Consider the following 22634-nt stretch of genomic DNA (forward strand, 5'->3'; position numbering starts at 1 on the left):
CGGCGATTCAATGCTGGTACGCCCCGATGTCATAGCCTGTCCTCGCATTGCGCGCCCGGCCTTCGAAATCGGTGCTGGCCGCATGCGTCGCCGTGGCCTGCCCCACCGCCGGTGAACTGCGGCTTGGCTTCAGGTTGGGCAGGTTCGCGTCTTCGGCCACGAACAGCGGCGGGGAGCTGACCGTGCCGGTATGGGTCAGGCCATTCTTCAGGCTCCAGTTGAAGCGCGAGTTCCGGTACACCAGGTTGTTGCGGTAGCTGTTGTTCTTGCCTGTCCTGCCCTGCTCCGAAATACCCATCTTGTTGTCGTACACAATATTGCTGTAGACCAGGGTGTGATCGTTGGGGCCCTTGGTGTGGTAGAAGTTCCCGCCGCCGACAATGATGCCCGTGTTCGATTCCGTGACCGTGTTATTGGTGATAATCACGCGGTTGGCGTCGTGCCACAGGTGGATGCCGGCCTCGGCCACGCGGTAGATCACGTTGTTCTTGACGCTGCCCGAGGTGCTGACGTAAATGCCCTGCACATAGTGGCAGCCTGCCGGGCCTATGTCGTGCACGAGATTGGCGATGGCGTCCGATTTGACCCCGCGGTAGTAACTGTCGATGCCGATCGCGGCCCCGCCGCCCGAGGTGCAGCCGATTTTCTGGGCAATGTGGTGGACATGATTATTGCGGATCGAATCGTACGAGCCACCGTTATAAATGCCGTGGGTCCAGCGCGCCCCGCCCTGCCAGTTGCGCCCGTCGACCTCGAAGCCGATCACATCCACGTAATCGCCCCGGTTGTCCCAGCCAACCTTGCTGCGCGAGTTGGGCGGCGGCACGATGCGGGCGCCCCATTTGGTGGACGAGATGTAGGTGATGCGGGCATCCGCCCTGCCGCTGGCATTGGTGCGGAATCCACCGTAGTAGGTGCCGGGGGCCACATACACCGTGGTCCCGGGGCGCACCGCGCGCGCGGCCTTGGCCAGCGAACGGAACGGCCGGTCGGAGGTGCCCGGGTTATTGTCCGATCCCCGCGGCGACACATACAGCGCCTCGCGGTTGGCCCTGGCCAGCAATACCGGCTCCGGCGTCTCTTCCAGCGCACCGGCGGCGCTGGTTCCGGCCATGCCGGGAAATACCGCCGGCTCAGGCGCTGTTGCCGGCGCTGGCGAATAAGCTGACAGCAGGTAATCGTCGGCCGTGCCGGGCGCCGGCGCCCCTGCGGCAGGGTCCGGGGCCCCGATAATCGGGATGCTGCCCGCTGGCAGCTCACCGTTGTCCGGCACGACCGCAGCCGCCACCAGCACCGGCGCCGCCTGCGGCCTGCCCTCGGCGCCGCTGCCGCCGCTGCAGGCGCCAAGCATTGGAAGCCAGCCAGCCGCGCACAGCAGTACGGTCCGGCACGCCATTACAAAAATCACCTTCTTCATCTTTTTCCCCTCGGCGCGCGGGCCTGTCTTCAGGCGCCGCGACTCAGAAATAGCATTCAATGAGATCGGCAGGCATGGCGCGGCGCAAAAAAAGCCGCGCGCCAGTCCTGCCGCGTCAATTCCCGAGCGCCAGGGGGGATCGGGCAAGCTCTGCCCGCCTGGAAGCTCTACAGTGTTCTAGACTGGCGAGCCGGTCATTTAGTTCGCATGAGTGCGCTAGGCTATGGCGCAGCGCAATATGAAAACTTGCGTGATTTGCATGCCAAGGCAGGCACAATTTGGTATTCTTTCGGCGCACCACCTTACCAAGGGGAAGCAATAATGAGCCAGAGTAAGCCTCTGTCGCTGCATGTACCGGAGCCTACCGGCCGGCCGGGATGCAAGACCGATTTTTCCTACCTTCGCCTGAATGCTGCCGGCGAAACCAGGCGTCCGCCCGTCGACGTGGCGCCGCCCGATACCGCCGACCTCGCGTGGGCGCTGATCCGTGTGCTCGATGAGTCCGGCAATGCCGTCGGGCCGTGGGCGCCCGAAGTCGACAGCGATCTGCTGCGCTTCGGCCTGCGCACCATGATGAAGACGCGCATCTTCGACGCCCGCATGGTCATTGCCCAGCGCCAGAAGAAAATGTCCTTCTACATGACCTCGCTCGGCGAGGAAGCCCTGGGCACCGCCCAGGCCCTCGCGCTGGAAGACGGCGACATGCACTTCCCGACCTACCGCCAGCAAAGCCTGCTGATGGCGCACAAGGTCTCGATGGTCGACATGATCTGCCAGCTGCTGTCGAACGAGCGCGACCCGCTCAAGGGCCGCCAGCTGCCCGTCATGTATTCGGTGCGCAAGTCCGGCTTCTTCACCATCTCGGGCAACCTTGCCACCCAGTTCGTGCAGGCGGTCGGCTGGGGCATGGCCTCGGCCATCAAGGGCGACACCAAGATCGCCTCCGGCTGGATCGGCGACGGCGCCACCGCCGAGTCCGACTTCAACACCGCCCTCACCTTTGCCCACGTGTACCGCGCGCCGGTGATCCTCAACGTCGTCAACAACCAGTGGGCAATCTCGACCTTCCAGGCGCTGGCCGGCGGCGAGAGCGTTACCTTCGCGGCGCGCGGCGTCGGCAGCGGCATCGCCTCGCTGCGGGTCGACGGCAACGACTTCCTGGCCGTCTACGCGGCCTCGCGCTGGGCCGCCGAACGCGCGCGCAGCAACCTCGGGCCCACCCTGATCGAATGGGTTACCTACCGCGCAGGACCGCATTCCACCTCGGACGACCCGTCCAAGTACCGTCCCGCCGACGACTGGACCCACTTCCCGCTGGGCGATCCGATCGCCCGCCTGCGCCTGCACCTGACCTTGCGCGGCCTGTGGTCGGACGAGGAGCATGAGGCGACCCAGAAGGAACTGGAAGCGGAAATCGTGGCGGCCCAGAAGGAAGCCGAACAGTACGGCACCCTGGCCAACGGCCGCGGACCCAGCGCCGCGTCGATGTTCGAGGATGTCTACAAGGACATGCCGGAACACCTGCGCCGCCAGCGCGAACAATCGGGAGTGTGACGTGGCGAGAGACAAGGAAAGCAAAACCGTGCCAATGACCATGATCCAGGCCCTGCGTTCGGCCATGGACGTGATGCTCGAGCGCGACAACAATGTGGTGATCTACGGCCAGGACGTCGGCTATTTCGGCGGCGTGTTCCGCTGCACCGATGGCCTGCAGGCCAAGTACGGCAAGTCGCGCGTGTTCGACGCGCCGATCTCCGAAGGCGGCATCGTCGGCACCGCGGTCGGCATGGCCGCCTACGGCCTGCGCCCGGTGGTCGAGATCCAGTTTGCCGACTATTTCTACCCCGCCTCGGACCAGATCGTGTCGGAAGCGGCGCGCCTGCGCTACCGCTCGGCCGGCGAGTTCACCGCCGCGATGACCATCCGCATGCCCTGCGGCGGCGGCATCTATGGCGGCCAGACCCACAGCCAGAGCCCGGAAGCGATGTTCACCCACGTCTGCGGCCTGCGCACGGTGATGCCGTCCAACCCGTATGACGCCAAGGGCCTGCTGATCTCTTGCATCGAAAACGACGATCCGGTCATCTTCCTCGAGCCCAAGCGCCTGTACAACGGCCCGTTCGACGGCCACCACGACAAGCCGGTGGTGCCGTGGTCGCAGCATCCGCTGGGGGAGGTCCCGGAGGGCTATTACACGGTGCCGCTCGACACGGCCTCGGTGTTCCGCCCCGGCGAAGACCTGACTGTGATCACCTACGGCACGATGGTGTTCGTGGCCGAGGCGGCGGCGCGCGAAACCGGCGTCGACGCCGAGATCATCGACCTGCGCAGCATCTGGCCGCTTGACCTCGACGCCATCGTCAACTCGGTCAAGAAGACCGGCCGCTGCGTGGTCGTGCATGAAGCGACGCGCACCAGCGGCTTTGGCGCCGAACTGGTCGCGCTGGTGCAGGAGCACTGCTTCTACCACCTCGAAGCGCCGGTCGAGCGCGTCACCGGCTGGGACACGCCTTACCCGCACGCACAGGAATGGGCTTATTTCCCCGGCCCTGACCGTGTTGGTGCGGCATTCAAACGTGCGATGGAGGCGTAATGGGAATTCATGTGATTAAGATGCCCGACCTGGGCGAAGGCATTGCCGAAGTCGAAGTGGTGCAATGGCGCGTGCAGCCGGGCGATGCGGTAACCGAAGACCAGGTGCTGGCCGACGTCATGACCGACAAGGCCACCGTGGAAATTCCGTCGCCGGTGCACGGCACCGTGCTGGCCCTTGGCGGGGCGATCGGCGAAGCGCTGGCGGTGGGCGCCGAACTGATCCGGCTGGAGGTGGAAGGCGAAGGCAATGCCGTCGCCGGCGCCCCCGCCCCGTCCCGTGCGGCGCCGGCTGCGGTCGCCGCGCCAGCGCCTCCTGCGCCCGCCCCCGCGGCCGCGGCGCCGGCGCCCGCACCGGCGGCGCTGAAGGCCGTCCGGGCCCCGGCCCCGGCGGCTGTGGCTGTGGCCGAGCCAGCGCCAGTGGCCCGGCATGACAAGCCGCTCGCATCGCCATCGGTACGCCAGCGTGCGCGCAACCTTGGCATCGACCTGCACAGCGTCACAGCCACCGGGCCGGCGCGCCACATCACCCACGCCGACCTCGACGCCATCATCGCCGGCAGCAAGCCGCGCGCCGCCGAAGCGGCAAGCCGTTATGCGCCGCACGAAGGCGTGCACGCGGTGCCGCTGCTCGGCTTGCGCCGCAAGATCGCCGAAAAGATGCAGGACGCGAAGCGCCGCATCCCGCATTTCACCTATGTGGAAGAAGTCGACGTCACCGACGTCGAGGCGCTGCGCGTCCAGCTCAACGCCCAGCACGGCAAGGAGCGCGGCCGCCTGACCCTGCTGCCGCTGCTGATGCGCGCCGTGGTGCAGGGAGCGGCCCGCTTCCCGCACGTGAATGGCCGTTTCGATGACGACGCCGGCGTCGTCACCTACCACAAACCGGTTCACATCGGCATCGCCACGCAGACCGACGCCGGCTTGATGGTGCCGGTCGTCCGCCATGCCGAGGCGCGCGACCTGTGGGCCAGCGCGGCCGAAGTGGCGCGGCTGGCGGAAGCCGCGCGCACCAGCAAGGCCGCGCGCGACGAGTTGTCCGGCTCGACGATCACCATCACCAGCCTGGGCGCGCTGGGCGGGATCGTCACCACGCCGGTGATCAACCATCCGGAGGTGGCCATCGTCGGCGTCAACCGCATGGTCGAGCGCCCCGTGGTGCGCGACGGCGCCGTGGTCGTGCGCAAGATGATGAACCTGTCCTGCTCCTTCGACCACCGGGTGATCGACGGCATGTACGCAGCCCAGTTCGTGCAGGCGCTGCGCGCCTACCTGGAGTGCCCGGCCACCCTGTTCATCGACTGAACACGGTCAGAAAGCGCGCAACGCCAGCGGCACCAGCCATGGGGCCAGCAACGCGGTCAGTATCGCGTTGAGCCCCATGCCCAGCCCGGCGAAGGCGCCCATCTCGGCACTGACCTGGAACGCCCGCGCCGTGCCGATGCCGTGCGAAGCGACGCCCAGCGCAAAGCCACGCACCCGGGGCGAGCCGATGCCCATCCAGTTGAACAGCGCGCGCGCCACCACCGCGCCGAACACCCCGGTGCCCACCACCAGCGCGGCCGTCACGGCGCTCATGCCGCCCAGCCGCTCGGCGACCGCCATGGCAATCGGCGTGGTCGCCGACTTCGGCGCCGCCGACACCGCCAGCAGTTCCGAGCCGCCCAGCGCCATCACCAGCGCCACCGCCGACAAGATGGCGCACACCGATCCCGCAAACAGCCCGGCGAACAATGGAAGGAAAACCCGGCGTATCGTCGGCACCTGGCGCGCCAGCGGAATGGCCAGCGCCACTGTGGCGGGGCCGAGCAGGAAATGGACGAACTGCGCCCCGGCGAAATACTCCTGGTACGACATGCCGCTCAACGCCAGCACCAGCGCCACCAGCGCGATCGCGATGGCCACCGGGTTAGCCAGCGGCGACATGCGGCAGCGCAGGTGGATGGCCTGGGCAGCCGTATAAGCGCACAAGGTGAGTGTGAGGCCAAGCAGCGGGGTGGCGGCCAGGTAGACCCAGAACGCGCCGATTTCAGGGAGCTCAGTCATCGCGCGTCATGGCGCGCATCACGGCGGCCGTTACGGCGAGGGTGACGAGGGTGCTGCCCACCATCGCCACCACAAGCGCCAGCCAGTTGCTGCCGATGGCGGATCCGGCGGCAACGATGCCCACGCCGGCGGGCACGAACAGCAGCGACAGGTGCTTGAGCAGTTCGCTGCCGGCCGGCTCGACCAGCGCATGCAGCCTGGGCCACGCCAGCAGCGCCGCAAACAGCAGCAGCATGCCGGCCACCGGCCCCGGAAGCGGCAGCTGCAGCAGGAACACCAGTCCTTCGCCGAGGCACTGGAACACCAGCAGGATCGCAAAGGTCTGCAGCATCAGGCGCCGCGCCCGCGGTGGATCGTCTCAACTGTCATGCCGGCTCCGCTTGTGGTCAGGAGGTCAACTGTACCTGAAGCATATCACGGACGTTTTGCCCTCCCACCAAACCGGCGCTTACCGCCACCCGCGGTGGCCGTGATGGGCACCCCGGTGCCCGCGGCCGTGATGCCCGCGCAAGCCTTGGTGGTGGCCGTGGTGGCCGTGGTGGACGCGGTGCCCGCGGTGATAGGCGCGGCCGAAGTCGTAGAAGCCGAATCCAAGGTCGAGGGAGACCGGCGGCCCGACATACGTCGGCGGGCCGTAGGCATACGGAGCGGGACCGTAGGCGGCGGGCGGATGGCCGTAGACTGCGCAACCGCCCAGCGAGCCCGCCAGCAACAGCGAAAATATCAGGCGTTTCGCGGCGCCCTTTGCGAGGATCTTCATGACCGTACTGAAAGCAACACGCTTACAGTGTAGCCGCCCGCGCCGTGCTTGCAATGCCTGCATGGCCGGGCTCGTTTGCTGCAATGCATTAAAATGCTGCGTTTCGCGTCCTGGACCACAACAATGGCTGCACACGGCAACAATGAACTCAAGCGCGGCCTCAAGAGCCGCCACATCCAGCTGATCGCGCTGGGCGGCGCCATCGGCACCGGCCTGTTCCTCGGCATTGCCCAGACGATCCAGCTGGCCGGCCCGTCGGTACTGCTGGGCTACGCGATCGCCGGCATGATCGCCTTCCTGATCATGCGCCAGCTGGCGGAAATGGTGGTCGACGAGCCGGTGGCGGGCTCGTTCAGCTACTTCGCCGACAAATACTGCGGCCACCTGGCGGGCTTCGCGTCAGGCTGGAATTACTGGGTGCTGTACATCCTGGTCAGCATGGCCGAGCTGACCGCGGTCGGCATCTACGTGCAGTACTGGTGGCCCGGCATTCCCACCTGGATGTCGGCGCTGGCCTTCTTCGTCATCATTAACAGCATCAGCCTGGCCACGGTCAAGGCCTTCGGCGAGATGGAATTCTGGTTCGCCGTCATCAAGGTGGTCGCCATCGTGGCCATGATCGGCTTCGGCATTTACCTGCTGGTGTCCGGCGGCGCCGGCCCGGAAGCGGGTGTCGCCAACCTGTGGCAGCACGGCGGCTTCTTCCCCAACGGGGTCGGCGGGCTGGTGATGGCGATGGCGGTCATCATGTTTTCGTTTGGCGGGCTCGAACTGGTGGGCATTACCGCGGCCGAGGCCGAGAACCCGTCGGAGACGATCCCGCGCGCCACCAACCAGGCCATCTACCGCATCCTGATCTTCTACATCGGCGCGCTGGGCGTGCTGCTGTCGCTGTACCCGTGGCAGAAAGTGGTCACCGGCGGCAGCCCGTTCGTGCTGATTTTCCACGCACTTAACAGCAACGTCGTGGCCAACGTCCTCAACATCGTCGTGCTGACGGCCGCCCTGTCGGTCTACAACAGCTGCGTCTACGCCAACAGCCGCATGCTGTACGGCCTGGCGCTGCAGGGCAATGCGCCGCGCGCGCTGCTGAAGGTCAACCGCCGCGGCGTGCCGCTGGCCGCGCTGGGCGTGTCCGCCGTCGCGACCGGGCTGTGCGTCACCCTGAACTACTTCATGCCGGGCGAAGCGTTTGGCGTGCTGATGGGACTGGTGGTGTCCGCGCTGGTGATCAACTGGTCGATGATCACCTGGATCCACCTGCGCTTTCGCGCCCGCAAGAAGGAACTTGGCGAAACCACCGCGTTCCCGAGCCCGGCCTGGCCGATATCGAGCTACCTGTGCCTGGTGTTCCTGGCCGGTATCCTGCTTGTGATGTTCATGACCCCGGGCCTGCGCTTGTCGGTCTACATGATTCCAGCCTGGCTGGCAGTGTTGGGAATCGGCTACTGGGCCAGGCAGCGCAACGCGCTCAGCGGCCCAGGTCCAGCTTGATCCAGGTCGGCGCGTGGTCGCTGGGCTTCTCGCGGCCGCGCACCTCGCGGTCGACGCCGGCCGCCCTGAGCGATCCGGCCAGCGCCGGGCTCAGCAGCAGGTGGTCGATGCGCAGCCCGGCATTGCGTCCGTAGGCATCGCGGAAGTAATCCCAGAAGGTGTAGATGCGCTCGTCGGGATGCATGGTGCGCAGCGCGTCGCACCAGCCCTGCGCGACCAGCCGGTGGAAGGCTTCGCGCGTCTCGGGCCGGAACAGCGCGTCGTTGACCCAGCGCTCGGGTTTGTAGACATCCAGCTCGGTCGGCATCACATTGAAGTCTCCCGCCAGCACCACCGGCGCGCCGCTTTCCAGCAATTCGGCCGCGCGCAGGATCAGCCGCTCGAACCATTGCAGCTTGTAGTCGAACTTCGGCCCCGGCGCCGGATTCCCGTTCGGCAGGTACAGGCAGCAAACCATCACCCCGTTCACGGCCGCCTCGATATAGCGGCTTTGCTCGTCGGCCGGATCGCCCGGCAAGCCGCGCCCGATTTCCTGCGCCGCTTCGCCCCGCGTCAGGATCGCCACGCCGTTCCAGCTCTTTTGCCCGTGCCAGATCGCGTGGTAGCCAATTTCCTTCAATGCCGCCTCCGGGAACTTTTCCTGTGGCGCCTTCAGCTCCTGCAGGCAGGCGACGTCCGGCTGTTTTTCCTCCAGCCATTGCAGCAGGGCCGGTAGCCGGCTGGTGATGCCATTGACGTTGAAGGTGGCGATAAGCATGTTTTCTCCGCAGTTAATATTCTCCGCTATTTTGACCTCAGACGGGCTTGGTCCGCCGCACGAATGCCCAACGCGCGCACGGATGAAATTACCCGCAAAGCATCAACGTTGCTGCTGATATAATTTCCCGCCGCAAGACTCCCCTCCCCCCTTCAACCACGCAGAAATGGCCCGCAGATGAGCGTCGATCCAACCCCAGCTTCGACCCCGGAAATCCGTTTCCGCGAAGTGTTCGACCAGGCGCCCATCAGCATGCAGCTGGTCGCCGCCGATGGCCGCACCCTGCAGGTAAACAAGGCGTGGGAGGCCATGTGGCAGGGTTCGCTCGGCGACGCGCTCAAGGAATATGTGCTGCACGGCGGCTACAACCTGCTGTCCGATCCCCAGCTCGAAGCCAAGGGCGTCACGCCCTACCTGCGGCGCGCGTTCGCCGGCGAAGCGGTGAATGTGCCGGCCATCCTGTACGACCCGGCCGAGATGGGCATCATCGCGCGGCCGCGCTGGGTGACTTCGCGCGCGCAGCCGATCAAGGACGCGCAAGGCCGCGTGGCCGAAGTCATGCTCATGCATGAGGACATCACCGACCGGGTCGAGGCTGACGACTCGCTGCGCCTGAGCGAGCAGCGTTTTCGTTCGCTGGTGACGGCCAGCAGCCAGATCGTCTGGAACAGCGACAGCGAAGGCCTCATCATCGACGATTCGCCCAGCTGGCGCCTGTTTACCGGCCAGACCTACGAGCAGTGGAAAGGCGTGGGCTGGCTGGACGCGATCCATCCCGACGACCGCCAGCGCGCCGCCAGCATCTGGACCAGCGCCATCGCCAACAAGGCCGTTTACCAGACCGAGTACCGCATCATGCACGCCGACGGCGACTACCGCTGGACCAGCGTGCGCGCGGTGCCCCTCTACCATGGGGACGGCTCGATCCGCGAATGGATCGGCACCAACACCGACATCACCGAACAGCGCCGCGCCGAAGAAGCGCTGCGCAACAACGAGCAGCGCCTGCGCTTCATGTTCGACTCGATGCAGCAGAAGATCTTCACCGCCACGCCGGACGGCAAGGTGGACTACTTCAACCCGGCCTGGATCCAGTTCAGCGGCTTGAGCCCGGAGTCCATCCGCGACTGGGGCTGGACGCAGATGATCCACCCGGACGACATCGACGAGAGTATCCGGGTGTGGACCCGTTCGCTCGAACATGGCGAGGCATTCCAGGTCGAGCAGCGCTGCCGCCGCGCCGACGGGCAATACCGCTGGCACCTGTCGCGCGCGGTGCCGATGCGCGACGAAGCGGGCCGGCTGGCGATGTGGATCGGCTCCAATACCGACATCCACGAGGTCAAAATCGTCGAGTCGGAACTGGCGCGCCGCCTGCAGGCCGAACGCAGGCACTCCGCGGTGCTGGCCAAGGTGGCCGCGGCGTCGAACCAGCTGCACACCGCCGTCTCGGTGGACGACATCGCGCGCGACCTGGTCGGCATCGTGCGCGACATCCTCGGCGTCCACCAGGCCGTCATCTCGCTCAATGCGGGCGACAACTGGGCCCAGTCGATCAATGCGGTGTCGATGTCGGACAAGTATGCGCGCTACGCCGGCTACACGGCCCCGCCGGACGGCACCGGCATCTACGCGACCGTGTGCCGCACCAATAAAGCCATGCGCATGACCCAGGACGAGCTGGAACGGCATCCGGACTGGAAGGGTTTCGGCGCCCACCGCGGCCAGCACCCGCCGATGCGCGGCTGGCTGGCGGTGCCGCTCAAGGCCCACGACGGCGCCAACATCGGGCTGCTGCAGGCGTCCGACAAGGAGGACGGCGAATTCACCGAAGAAGACGAGGCGATCCTGACCCAGCTGGCGTCACTCGCCGCGACCGGATTCGAGAACGCGCGCTTGTACGACACGCTGCAGGAACAGCACCGCCGCAAGGACGAATTCCTCGCCATGCTCGCGCACGAACTGCGCAACCCGCTGGCGCCGATCCGCGCCGCCGCCGACCTGCTGTCGATTGCCAACCTGGGCGAGGACAGGATCCGCCAGACCAGCGCCGTCATCAGCCGCCAGGTGCAGCACATGTCCAGCCTGGTCGACGACCTGCTCGATATCTCGCGCGTCACCCGCGGCCTGGTCGAACTGGCTGGCGCCGACCTCGATATCAAGCGGGTGGTGGCCGACGCGGTCGAACAGGTGCGCCCGCTGGTCGAGGCCAGGCTGCACGAACTGACGGTCACGTCCTCGGCCGAACCGGCGCATGTCAGGGGCGACCACAAGCGCCTGGTGCAGATCGTGGCGAACATCCTCAATAACGCCGCCAAGTACACCCAGCGGGGCGGGCGCATCGTGGTGCGCACCGAGACCACCGGGAGCGACGTGGTGATCAGCGTCGAGGATAACGGCGCCGGCGTTCCGCCCGAGCTGCAACCCTACGTGTTCGACCTGTTTTCGCAGGCCGAGCGCAGCGCCGACCGCGCCCAGGGCGGCCTTGGCATCGGCCTGGCGCTGGTCAAAAGCCTGGTCGGCCTGCACGGCGGCCAGGTCACCTGCCACAGCGACGGGCCGGGCACCGGCAGCCGCTTCACCGTAACGCTGCCGCGGCTGGCCTCCGATGCGGCGGCCAGCGTGCAGGACGGTCGCAAGCTCCCTGTGCAGCCAACCCACCGCCTGCGCATCCTGGTCGTGGATGACAATGTGGATGCCGCGCGCATGCTGGCCATGTACCTCGAAGCGGCGGGCCATGAGGTGATGGTCGAACACAAGGCGCTGGCCGGTTTGCAGCGGGCGCTGCGCGACAAGCCCGCGGTCTGCATCCTCGACATCGGCTTGCCTGACATGGACGGCAATGAGCTTGCGCGCGCCCTGCGCCGGCATCCGGACATGGCGGGCGCGTTGCTGGTGGCGGCCACCGGCTACGGCAGCGAGCGCGACAGGGAGAATGCGCTGGCCGCCGGCTTCGACCACCACCTGGTCAAACCTGTCAATTCGTCGGTGCTCTCCGGATTACTGGCGGCGACGCGGGCAAGATAGACAAAAAGGCAATGCGAACTGTGTCGCGCGATTGCTATTTTTTCACGTTTAGCGTCGCAGGGGCTGTTTCCGCACGACACTAACTGCTAGACTCCTAACTTTCATTCCCACCGCATACAAATGTTGACAACACGCACGGTGGGACGGGCAACCGGTGGTTCGCCGGAGCCCTGACAAGGCTGGGGAGCGCTTCAATGTCTATTCGCCGGGTTCGCCTGAACCCTACACTTCTGGCCGTTTCAATGTCGGGCATCGCCTGGACCGCGGCCCACGCACAGGCAGTTCAATCACCGCATGCCGGCCAGGCCGCCAGCGACGGACAAATCCATGAAGTTGTCGTTACGGCGCAACGCATGCCGTCCGACGAATCGCGCACGCCTGTCGCCATGAGCGCCATTGCCGGGGAACGCCTGCGCGAGGCGGGCATCGACCGGCCGTCCGACCTGTCCGCACGCCTGCCGAATGTACACCTCGACGGTGCGGCGGACGGGCTGAAGATCACGATCCGCGGCGTGTCGAACGCCGATACGACGGAAAAAGGCGATCCATCGGCGGCGTTCCTGATCGACGGCATTTACATCGCCCGGCCACAAAGCCAGAACCTCCCCTTCCACGACATCGCCCGCGTCGAGGTGCTGCGCGGGCCGCAAGGCACCCTGTACGGCCGCAATGCGACCGCTGGCGTCGTCAACGTCATCTCGAACGCGCCCGTCCGGAAACTGGAAGGCGCGGCAAGCGTGGGAGCTGGAAACCACGGCAGCCGCAAGGGCAGCGCCATGCTCAACGTACCGGTCAGCGCTGCGCTTGCCCTGCGCGCCGCGGTGGCCTACAACAAGCACGACAGCTATCTGGACAACGCGCAGGGAACGCCGCACGCCCTCGGGCTTGACCGCGACGACCGCTCGGCGCGCGTATCTGCCCGGCTGGCGCTCGGCAGGTCCGCTTCGCTGCTGCTGCGCCATGACCGCAGCACGATCGGCGACAACAACGACAGCTTTGTCCCGGATACCAATTTCTATCTTGGCGTCGCCAGCGGCAAGCCGCAGTGGTACGGCGCCAGCACAGGCCAGCGCCTGACCAATGCCTTCGTGCCGCCCAACACGGTGCCGCAGCAGGGATTCAGCGACAAGACAACATCCGGCACCGCCGTCGACCTGTCCTGGGACCTCGGTCCGGTCTCGCTGTCCTATCTCGGTTCGCACCGCGATTACCAGCACGACGCACTGGCCAACTTCTACTACCGGGTGGCGCCGGCTTTTGCGCTCGGCGTGCGCCAGGCTTTCAGCGGCGACTACGAGCAGGATTCGCATGAGTTGCGCGTCGCCACCAACGGCAGCGGCCCGTTGACCGCCCAGGCCGGCCTGTATTACTTCAGCGAAGAGTCGAACTCGCGCTACAGCTTCCGCGACCTGGAGCTGGTTGGCCTGCCGCCGTTCTACGTATTCCCGACCGGGCCGACCTTGTCGCGCAGCCGTGCCGTCTTCGGACAGGCGACATACAGCCTAACGCCGCAACTGCGCGCCACCGTGGGCGCCCGCTACACCGAAGACGACAAGTCGCGCGTCGGCTCCACCAACTTCCAGCAAACGCCGGTGTTCAACCCGGCCACCGACCTGAGGATGCTCAACGCGGCCTCGCTGGCCACGCACAAGACGACCTGGCGCCTCGGCGCCGAATACGACGTGGCCCCGTCGACGTTTGTCTACGGCGCCATGTCGACCGGCTACAAGGCGGGCGGCTTCAATGAAGGCTGCCTGGCCGGCTCCAGCGGCATGGGCATGGCCTGCCCTGCCGCCCTGGCAGTGCCGGCCGAAACGCTGCTGTACCAGCCGGAGCAGCTGCGCGCGTACGAGGCGGGCCTGAAGACGCGCTTCTGGCACAAGCGCGCCAGCCTGAACGTGACCGCGTTCGACTACGACTACACCAACCTGCAGCTGTCGGGCGTGGCGATCGTGCGCGGCGCCCCGCGCTATGTGACCAACAACGCCGGCTCAGCCAGCGTCAAGGGGCTCGAGGTCGAAGGCGTGGTCAGGGCAACGTCGTCGGGCAGCTTCAACTACGCGCTCGCCCTGCTCGACGCCCACTACGTGTCATACATGCCTGACGGCGTGCATTCCTGGGCCGGCGAAAAGCTGGACCGCGCGCCCAGCAGGGTTGTCACGCTCGGCTATGAGCACCGCTTCCGCGCCGCCGGCGGCGAGTTGAAAGCCGGGCTGTCCGCGCGCTCTGCCAGCGCCTACACGATCGCCGTGCCGAGCCAGCTGCTGCAGTACCCGATCCCTGCGCGCACCACGGCCGACGCCAGCCTTGCCTTCCGTCCCGATCGCGCCCGCTGGAGCGTGCACGCGCTGGTGAAGAACATCGGCGACAAGGTCGCGCCGATTGCCATCGACAGCTTCGGCATGCTGGTGCCGAGCGATCCGCGCACGGTCGACGTGCGCCTCGATTACCGCTTCTGATCCCCGGATCCGGCGCCCATGACCCGACTTTCGCACCAACTTCCGCGCCTGGCAGGCGTCCTGCTGCTGGCCTTCCTGGCAGCGATGCTGACCCGCGGCCACGGCGACACGACGCGCCTGTTGATCGCCAGTTCGGTGCTGATGTTCGCCTGCTGCTGGGCGAGCGCGGCCCACCTGCTGGGCGCGCGCGCGGCGCTGCGCTTTGTCGTGATCGGCGTGGCGGTCGGCTGGATCGCCGAACAGCTGGGCGCTTCGTACGGCTGGTTCTTCGGCAGCTATACTTACACGGAGGTCCTCGGGCCGCGCATCGGCGATGTGCCGGCCGTGATCCCCCTGATGTGGTTCGCGCTGTGCTACGCGGCCTACGTGATCGCCAACCTGATGGTCTGGCAGGCGCCGTCCGACGGCGCCGCGCCGCTGGTCCAGGCCATCGCCATGTCGGTGCTGGCCGCGATGATCGTCACCGCCTACGACCTGGGCGCCGATCCCTACATGGTCTACAAGCTCAAGGCGTGGATCATGGCAAAGACCGATGGCTGGTGGTTTGGCGAGACCGTGCAGGGATTCGCAGGCTGGGCGCTGGTTTCCTTCGTCATCGTATTTGGCTTTCGCCTCAGCCTGCGCGGGCGCGCGCCGCGGCCGGCCATGCCCGTGGCGCGGCGCCATGCGCTGGTCCCGCTGGGCATCTACGGCGGCAGCATGCTGTTCCAGGTGATCGAGGGCTATCCGGTCGAGACGCGCACGATCGCGCTGTTCGCAATGGGCATTCCGCTGCTGACGGCCTTGTGCGGCTTCGCGCGCTGGCCGTCTTCGAAGGTGGCCGCATGATGTCCGCCCGCCTGCGCGCCGACCCGCTTGCCGACGATACCATCGCCCGCATGCTGGGCGGAGGCGAAGGGCCGCAATGGGAAACCCTGGCCATCGTCAACCGCCAGCTCGCCCAATGGCAAACCAACGCCGGGCTCGCAGGCTGGAAGGCCGGCGCAGGCGTGCCGGCGCCGGTGGCAGCGGCGCTGGAAGACTATGCCGCCGCCGCAATGAAGCTGCCCGACTGGGCCGACCCGGCGAAAATCGCGCGCGCCGAGACCCTGTTCATGGACATGAGCATGACGTCCTGCACCCTGCTGTTTTGCGCCAGCCTGCCGGAGTGCTATGTGGTTCCCGAGCTGGCAGGCGTGCTGCACGCCGCGGGTCAGCTGGAACAGCACACCGATTACCGCATCCGCGCCACCGCGGCGATGATCTTCCCGGTGATGCTGCACGGCGGCTTGCTCGGCGCGGGCGGCGGGGTTGCGCAGGCGCTGAAGGTCCGGCTGATCCACGCCACCATCCGCTACCTGATGCTGCGCGGCGACCCGGCTGGGGCCTTGCAGCACGGCGGCGCGGTCATTCCAGCGCAGCCGCCGCAGGGCGAAGGCCTGCACCAGAAATTGTCCGCCATCGGCTGGGACGTGCCGCGCAACGGACTGCCATGCAACCAGGAAGAGCTCGCGTACACGCTGCTCACATTCGGTTATGTGTTCCTGCGCGGCCTGCGCCGGCTCGGCATCGGCCTGCCTGACGCCGACGAGCAGGCCTACCTTCACACCTGGAATGTCCTCGGCCACCTGATCGGCATCGAGCGCGCGCTCATGGCCGACACGATGGAGCAGGCCGAAGCCATGTTCACCCGTATCCAGGCGCGCGCCGGCGCCACCTCGTTTGCCCCCGATTCGCGCCCGGCGCTGGCCGCCGCGCTGATGCAGGAGATGGAAAACGAGATTCCCTTCACGCTGCTCAAGCCCTTCCCGGTGCTGCTGACCCGTTACCTGTGCGGCCCCGGCGCGGCGCAGTCGCTCGGGCTTACGGCACGGGTATCGTGGATCTCGCGCGCCCTGTTCGCCATCTCGATGGGCGCCGTGCGCGCCATCGACGCCACCGTGCGGCTGCTGCTGCCGCAGTTCTCAATCGCGCGCCTGCTGACCCGCATCGCCGGCTACCGCTTCACCTCCAGGGTATTGATGGACCAGACACGCCCCCTCAAGCTTCCCGACGCGCTGCTCCACCAGGTTGGCCATGCGCTCGGCGCCTGGCAGGCCGACCCGAAAGCGCCGGACTGGATGAACGCCGTCGAACGGCGCATGACCGGGCGCGCCACTACGCCGGCCGCGCAAGGAACCGTCAAATGCTGATGTTCCTGCGCATCGCGCTCCTGCTGCTGGCGCTGATGCCAGCCCTCGCCCCTGCCGCGCCGGGGCCGCTGGTGCTTGAAGACCGCCTCGGACGGGTCGACGCCTGGCCTGCGGTCACCGTGCTGGAAGACCCAGGCGGCAAGCTGCGCGCCGAAGATGCGATGGCAGCGGCCGCCAGCTTCGCCATCCCGGCATCGGCCTATGCCACGCTCGGCGTCAACAAAGGCGTGGTGTGGATCCGCATCCCTGTCGCGCTGTCCGCGCAAAACGGCGCCGACTGGATCCTCGATATCGATTATGCGGTGATCAACCGGGTCGACGTGTATGTCGCCACCGACGGCCAGCTTCAGCGCCACGCCGTGCTGGGCAACCTGCAGCCGGACAACGGCCGCGGTGGGCGTGCGCCCGCGGTCATGCTGCCGCTGAAACCCGGCCAGCAGCAGCTGATCCTGCTGCGCGTCGAGAACGCCGGCACCATGATCCTGCCGATCCGCCTGTCCAAGCCGGGCCCTTTCCATGCCGACGCGCTCAATGAGCAGATGCTGCAAGGGATGCTGATCGGCCTGTCCATCTGCCTTTTGCTGTATAGCTTCGCGCAGTGGATCAACCTGCGCGAACCGCTGTTCGGCAAATACGCGCTGCTGATCGGCGGGACGACGATGTTCTCGGTGGGCTTTTTCGGCCTCGGCACCCAGTACATCTGGAAAGACAACGCCTGGATGAACCTCCATGCGGGCGGCCTGTTCGCCCTGATGGCGTCCTGCGGCGCCTACCTGTTCGTCGAGCAGGCGCTGGCCCGTCCGGGCGCCGACCGCATCTTCAGCCGCCTGATGAAAACCGGCGCGGTACTGTGCGTGATCAGCGCGGTGGCATACGCGACCGACCTGATCGACGTCAAAATCCTGGTGGGCATCGTCAGCACGCTTGGCGTGATGCCAATGCTGCTCGGCCTTCCTGGCGCCTTCGCGCGCGCCCGCCGCGGCGACGCCGTCGGCCTGTACTTCCTGGTGGGATGGGCGGTCGCCTTCGCCTCCTCGGTGATCTGCAGCCAGGTGATCAATGGCGCCCTGCCTGCCAACTTCTGGACCATGCACGCACTCCAGTTCGGCAACCTGTTCGACATGCTGGTCTTCATGCGCATCCTCGGCCTGCGCACCAAGGAGATGCAGGACGCGATGCTGCGCGCCGAATCGGCCACCCGGCTGAAGTCGGATTTCCTGGCCAATATGAGCCACGAGATCCGCACCCCGCTCAACGCGATCATCGGCATGAGCCGCCTGTCGCTGATGGGCGACCCGTCGCCCAGGCTGCGCAACTACCTGAACAAGATCCTCGGCTCGGGCGAGCACCTGCTCGGCATCCTGAACGACATCCTCGACTTCTCCAAAATCGAAGCAGGCAAGCTGACGCTGGAAGCGGTGCCGTTCGACCTGCACGAGATGCTGGAGCACCTGTCGAGCCTTACCGCCGTCAAGGCTGGCGCCAAGCCGGTCGAACTGGTGTACCGGGTCCAGCGCGGCGTGCCGGCCCGGCTGGTGGGCGACCCGCTGCGCATCGGCCAGGTGCTGATCAACCTGACCAACAACGCGGTCAAGTTTACCGAGCAGGGCGACATCGTGGTCGCCGTCGAAGTGGCCGAACACGGGGCCGACAAAGTCACCTTGCGCTTTTCGGTCACCGACACCGGCATCGGCATGAACCAGGAACAGCTGGCGCAACTGTTCCAGTCGTTCAGCCAGGCCGACAATTCGATCACCCGCAGGTATGGCGGCACCGGCCTTGGCCTGAGCATCTCGAAGCAGCTGGTCGAACTGCTGGGCGGCGCCATCGATGTGGCGAGCACGCCGGGCGCGGGCAGCCGCTTCTCGTTCACCGTGCCGCTCGGGATCGGCGACCCGGCCGCCGCCGCGGTGACCTTGCCGGCGGCCGCGCTGCTGCAGGCGCGCGTGATGGTGGTCGACGACAGCGCCACCGCGCGCGACGCGCTGGTCGAGATGCTGGCGTCGCTGGGCGTCACCGCGCACGCCGCCAGTTCGGGCGAACAGTCGCTGGCAATGCTGGCGCGCGCGGTCGAGGCGGGCGAGCCGTATGAAGTCGTGCTGATGGATTACATGATGCCGGGATGGGACGGGGTTGAAACCATCCGCCGCATCCACTCCGACCAGCGCTTCGCGGCCCCGCCCGCGATCCTGATGGTCAGCGCCTCGACGCGCGACGCAGTGTTGCAGAACGAGGGCGAGGTGCCGCTGCACGCCTTCCTCACCAAGCCGGTCGGCCCCGCCCTGCTCTATCACACCCTGCTGCAGGTGCTGCGTCCCGGCTTGGCTGTTGTCGGGCACGACGCGCCGGTCCTTGCGCAGGCCAGCGGGCGCGCAACCGACCTGCCCGACCTGTCGCGCCTCGACGGCGCGCGCATCCTGCTGGTGGAAGACAATGCCAACAACCGCGAGGTGGCGCTGGACTTCCTGGCGGCGGCGCGCATGCAGGTGGACGTGGCCGTGCATGGCGGCGAAGCCGTGCAGATGATGCAGGAGGCCGACTACGACCTGGTGCTGATGGATATCCAGATGCAGGAGGTGGATGGCTTGACCGCGGCGCGCCGGATCCGCGCCATCAAGCGCCTGCAGCAGGTGCCGATCATCGCGATGACGGCGCACGCCATGGCGGGCGACCGCGAAAAGAGCATGGCCGCGGGAATGAACGACCACGTCACCAAGCCAATCGACCCGGCGCTGCTGTTCCGCACCCTGCTCAAGTGGATTGAGCCGGCGCGCCTGGCCGGCCGCGCGCTGCCGCCGGCGCCGCCAAGGCGCGCCTCCAACGACGAAGCTGCCGCCCTGCCGGCGATCCGCGGCATCGACTGGCAGCAGGCGCTGGCCAACGTCGACCGCCAGCATGGCCGCCTGCACAAGCGTATCCGCGGCTTCCTGCTGGAGTACCGGGATGCGCCGCAGACCCTGCGCGAGGCGTTCGCGGGCGGCCACTACGGCACAATCGAAAGCCTCACCCACAACCTGAAGTCGAGCGCCTTCTACCTTGGCGCGCCGGGCCTGTCAGCGCTGGCCAATACCGTGGAACTGGAACTGCGCGCCGGCCGCCTCGAGCGCATCGGCGCGCTGGTTACGGAGCTGATGGAAGCCCTCGACACCATGCTGACAGGCCTGCAGCAGGTCGAAGCGCCGGTTACGGCGACCAGTTACGCCAGCGCCGACGGGCGCAGGCTGGCGCACCGCCTTGAAACGCTGCTGAAGGCAGAGGACGCGCGCGCCGAAGACGCGCTGCAGGAGCTGCAGGCGCTGCTGGCCGGATCAAGGCATGCCGGCGTGCTGGCGTCGGTGCAGCGCGCGGTCGACGACATCGAATACCACGCGGCCCTGGCGCCGCTGGCGGAGCTGGCGCGCGCGCTGGACACGGACTTGAAAGAGAACGCATGACTTTTGGCGAAATGCAGAAGGTCCTGGTGGCCGACGATGACGCGATCAACCGGATGGTGCTGGGCGAGCTGCTCAAGCCCGAATACACGGTGATCCTGGCCAAGAACGGCGCCCAGACGCTCGAACGGGCGGCGCGCCACTCCCCGGACCTGATCCTGCTCGACGTGATGATGCCGGACATGGACGGCTACGAAACGCTGCGCCGGCTGCGCGAAGACCCGCAGACCGCGCACATCGCCGTGATCTTCATTTCCGGGCTGGACCGGCCGGAGGACGAGGCCAATGGCCTGAGGATGGGCGTGGCCGACTACATCGCCAAGCCGTTCAATTCGACGGTGGTGATGGCGCGCGTGGCCCTGCACCTGCAGGTGGTGCGCCAGCGGCGCATGCTGGAGCGGCTGGCGCACGTGGACGGGCTGACCGAACTGGCCAACCGCCGCCGCTTCGACGAAGTCTACGAGGCCGAATGGCTGCGCGCCTCGCGCAGCAAGCGCCCGCTGTCGCTGGCCCTGCTCGATATCGACGGCTTCAAGCTGTACAACGACCATTACGGCCACCCTGCCGGCGACCGCGCTTTGCGGGCGGTGGCGCGCACGGCGGCCAACGGCATGCGCCGCCCGGCCGACCTGGCCGCGCGCTACGGCGGCGAGGAACTGGTGCTGCTGATGCCCGATACCGACGCGGCCCAGGCGCAGCAGGTGGTGTGCGGGATTTGCAACGAGATCGGCCAGCTGATGATCGAGCACGCGGCCTCGACAGTGGCGCCGATGCTGACAGTCAGCGTGGGCGGCGCCACCCTCGTCGACCCCGGTGCGGAAACCGCGTCCGCGATGTTCGAGGCCGCCGACGAGCACCTGTACCAGGCCAAGCAGGCCGGCCGCAACCGGATCGTGTGGCGGCAGGGGTAGATGCCTTTATAATGTTTCTGAAGAAGCTGTTTTCAGACAATCTCCAGAAAGTTCCTCCCTTTGCTTCAATCAGACCGCGACGGCATCCTGCTGCCTTCCCTTGCGCTGCTCGGCGGCCATATCTCCGTCAATCTCGGCGCTGCGGTTGCCAAGAACCTGTTCCCGCTGATCGGCGTCGAAGGCATCACCGCTTACCGGGTCGGGGTTTCCGCCCTGCTGCTGCTGGCGATCTTCCGCCCATGGCGCTCGCCGATCACCAGGCGCGACGCTGGCAACCTGCTGATCTACGGCACCGTGCTCGGGCTGATGAACCTGTTGATCTACCGCGCCTTCGACCGCATTCCCATCGGCATCGCCGTGGCGATTGAAGTCACCGGGCCGCTCAGCGTGGCGCTGCTGTCGTCGCGCCGCCCGCGCGATTTCCTGGCCTGCGCGCTGGCCGCTTTCGGCCTCTACCTGCTGCTGCCGTTCGACGGCGGCCCCGGCCAGCTCGATCCGGCCGGCATCGCCTATGCGTTTGGCGCCGCGCTGTGCTGGGCGCTCTACATCGTGTTTGGCAAGCGCGCCTCAGCCTTGCGCGGCGGCCAGGGCGTGGCCTGGGGCATGCTGGTTGCGTCGCTGTTTACGGTACCGCTTGGCATTGCCTACGCGGGTGTATCGCTGCTCGCACCGGCCATTGTGCTGACCGGCATCGCCATCGCGGTGCTCTCCAGCGCCATTCCTTACTCGTTGGAAGTGCTGGCTCTGCGCGGCTTGTCGCAGGGACTGTTCGGCATGCTCAGCAGCGCGGCCCCGGCCATCAGCGCGCTGGCCGGCTTTGTCATCCTTGGCGAGATCCTCAGCGCAACCCAGTGGCTTGCCATTGCCTGCATCGTGCTGGCCTCGGCAACCAGCGCCTGGTCGGCCCGTATCAGGAAGTAAATCATACTGGCGGCACAAGATTGCGCTACGGCTTATGATTCCGGTTCCTGAAGAGGTTCCGTATGCGTGCTGTGATGCGATTACTGCTGTTGGGCGTGCTGCTGGTGATCGCGTATGCGTTCGTCGGCCCCTACATTGACGACGCGATCTACGCGATCCGGCTGTCGTCCATGCCCGCGCCCGCGCTTGTCGAGGTCCCCGTGCGCGGCGTCAGCCGCAAGCAGCTGCGCGACACCTGGCAAGCAGCCCGCAGCGGCGGGCGCAAGCATGAAGGCATCGACATCTTCGCGCCGCGCGGCACGCCGGTGCATGCGGCCACCGAAGGCATTGTGATGCGGGTAGGCACCAACCGGCTGGGCGGACAGGTGGTGTGGGTGCTCGGCCCGGGCGGCCAGCGCCACTACTACGCGCACCTCGACCGGTTTGCCGACCTTGCGCGCGGGGCGCGGGTCAGGCCTGGGACCGTGCTGGGCTATGTCGGCAATACCGGCAATGCTGCGGGAACGCCGCCGCACCTCCATTATGGTATCTACGGCCCGGGTGGCGCGATCAATCCCTACCCGGTGCTTCGTCCTGTGGACGAAGGGCAACTGAAAGCTTGACAGGAACGCCGCCATTCCTTAAAGTCAAAGCAATGTCATCCCAACT

17 protein-coding genes are annotated in these 22634 nt (G+C 66.9%); 12 read left to right on the forward strand and 5 right to left on the reverse strand.

Features of this window, described 5'->3' with window-relative positions:
- Positions 1-7 precede the first annotated feature (7 nt).
- On the reverse strand, positions 8-1417 hold the full coding sequence (locus tag LMJ30_RS08065) for a right-handed parallel beta-helix repeat-containing protein (protein ID WP_229431829.1): 1410 nt from the start codon (positions 1415-1417) through the stop codon (positions 8-10).
- Between the two features lie 321 nt (positions 1418-1738).
- On the opposite strand from LMJ30_RS08065, the gene LMJ30_RS08070 reads away from it, so the two are divergent.
- From LMJ30_RS08070 to LMJ30_RS08080, 3 genes are read left to right on the forward strand one after another with little or no spacing between them, the layout of a single operon-like run.
- A complete protein-coding gene (locus tag LMJ30_RS08070) occupies positions 1739-2971 on the forward strand; it encodes a 3-methyl-2-oxobutanoate dehydrogenase (2-methylpropanoyl-transferring) subunit alpha (RefSeq protein ID WP_229431830.1) in 1233 nt (410 codons plus the stop codon).
- 34 nt (positions 2972-3005) lie between these two features.
- Positions 3006-4010, forward strand: a complete 1005-nt coding sequence (locus LMJ30_RS08075; RefSeq protein WP_229431992.1) for an alpha-ketoacid dehydrogenase subunit beta — start codon at positions 3006-3008, stop codon at positions 4008-4010.
- Positions 4010-5314 (forward strand): dihydrolipoamide acetyltransferase family protein, encoded by a 1305-nt coding sequence (locus LMJ30_RS08080; protein ID WP_229431831.1) that lies wholly within the window; start codon positions 4010-4012, stop codon positions 5312-5314. Before LMJ30_RS08075 ends, LMJ30_RS08080 begins: the two co-directional genes overlap by 1 nt.
- Positions 5315-5320: 6 nt before the next feature.
- Here LMJ30_RS08080 and LMJ30_RS08085 read toward each other — a convergent pair whose 3' ends face one another.
- From LMJ30_RS08085 to LMJ30_RS08095, 3 genes are all read right to left on the reverse strand, one after another.
- On the reverse strand, positions 5321-6055 hold the full coding sequence (locus LMJ30_RS08085; RefSeq protein WP_229431832.1) for an LrgB family protein: 735 nt from the start codon (positions 6053-6055) through the stop codon (positions 5321-5323).
- Positions 6048-6386, reverse strand: coding sequence for a CidA/LrgA family protein (locus LMJ30_RS08090; protein WP_229431833.1), 339 nt, complete (start codon positions 6384-6386; stop codon positions 6048-6050). Before LMJ30_RS08090 ends, LMJ30_RS08085 begins: the two co-directional genes overlap by 8 nt.
- A 117-nt stretch (positions 6387-6503) precedes the next feature.
- Entirely contained in the window at positions 6504-6815 is a 312-nt protein-coding gene (locus tag LMJ30_RS08095) for a hypothetical protein (protein WP_229431834.1), read from the reverse strand.
- A gap of 123 nt (positions 6816-6938) precedes the next feature.
- Here LMJ30_RS08095 and LMJ30_RS08100 point away from each other — a divergent pair, with 123 nt between their 5' ends.
- Complete coding sequence (locus LMJ30_RS08100; RefSeq protein WP_229431835.1) at positions 6939-8309, forward strand: amino acid permease; 1371 nt, start codon at positions 6939-6941, stop codon at positions 8307-8309.
- Here LMJ30_RS08100 and xth read toward each other — a convergent pair.
- Positions 8287-9066 (reverse strand): exodeoxyribonuclease III, encoded by a 780-nt coding sequence (xth, locus tag LMJ30_RS08105; protein WP_229431836.1) that lies wholly within the window; start codon positions 9064-9066, stop codon positions 8287-8289. The genes LMJ30_RS08100 and xth overlap by 23 nt on opposite strands.
- 177 nt (positions 9067-9243) lie before the next feature.
- Between xth and LMJ30_RS08110 the strand changes: the two genes are divergently transcribed.
- The 8 genes from LMJ30_RS08110 (at position 9244) to LMJ30_RS08145 (ending at position 22588) form a co-directional block, all read left to right on the forward strand.
- Positions 9244-12093 (forward strand): PAS domain S-box protein, encoded by a 2850-nt coding sequence (locus LMJ30_RS08110; RefSeq protein WP_229431837.1) that lies wholly within the window; start codon positions 9244-9246, stop codon positions 12091-12093.
- Positions 12094-12335: 242 nt separating this feature from the next.
- Complete coding sequence (locus LMJ30_RS08115; protein ID WP_229431838.1) at positions 12336-14552, forward strand: TonB-dependent receptor; 2217 nt, start codon at positions 12336-12338, stop codon at positions 14550-14552.
- Between the two features lie 18 nt (positions 14553-14570).
- Positions 14571-15380 (forward strand): carotenoid biosynthesis protein, encoded by an 810-nt coding sequence (locus LMJ30_RS08120; protein WP_229431839.1) that lies wholly within the window; start codon positions 14571-14573, stop codon positions 15378-15380.
- A complete protein-coding gene (locus LMJ30_RS08125) occupies positions 15377-16723 on the forward strand; it encodes an oxygenase MpaB family protein (protein ID WP_229431840.1) in 1347 nt (448 codons plus the stop codon). The genes LMJ30_RS08120 and LMJ30_RS08125 overlap by 4 nt, the downstream gene beginning before the upstream one ends.
- Positions 16717-20157 carry a hybrid sensor histidine kinase/response regulator gene (locus LMJ30_RS08130; RefSeq protein ID WP_229431841.1) on the forward strand — a complete coding sequence of 1147 codons (3441 nt, stop codon included), beginning with the start codon at positions 16717-16719 and terminating at the stop codon, positions 20155-20157. The genes LMJ30_RS08125 and LMJ30_RS08130 overlap by 7 nt, the downstream gene beginning before the upstream one ends.
- On the forward strand, positions 20154-21065 hold the full coding sequence (locus tag LMJ30_RS08135) for a diguanylate cyclase (protein ID WP_229431842.1): 912 nt from the start codon (positions 20154-20156) through the stop codon (positions 21063-21065). Before LMJ30_RS08130 ends, LMJ30_RS08135 begins: the two co-directional genes overlap by 4 nt.
- A gap of 60 nt (positions 21066-21125) precedes the next feature.
- Complete coding sequence (locus LMJ30_RS08140) at positions 21126-21986, forward strand: EamA family transporter (RefSeq protein WP_229431843.1); 861 nt, start codon at positions 21126-21128, stop codon at positions 21984-21986.
- 74 nt (positions 21987-22060) lie between these two features.
- Positions 22061-22588 (forward strand): M23 family metallopeptidase, encoded by a 528-nt coding sequence (locus LMJ30_RS08145; RefSeq protein WP_229431844.1) that lies wholly within the window; start codon positions 22061-22063, stop codon positions 22586-22588.
- The last annotated feature ends 46 nt before the right edge of the window (positions 22589-22634 follow it).

The sequence above is a fragment of the Massilia agrisoli genome (assembly GCF_020831365.1).
In the GTDB taxonomy this organism is placed as follows: domain Bacteria; phylum Pseudomonadota; class Gammaproteobacteria; order Burkholderiales; family Burkholderiaceae_D; genus Telluria_A; species Telluria_A agrisoli.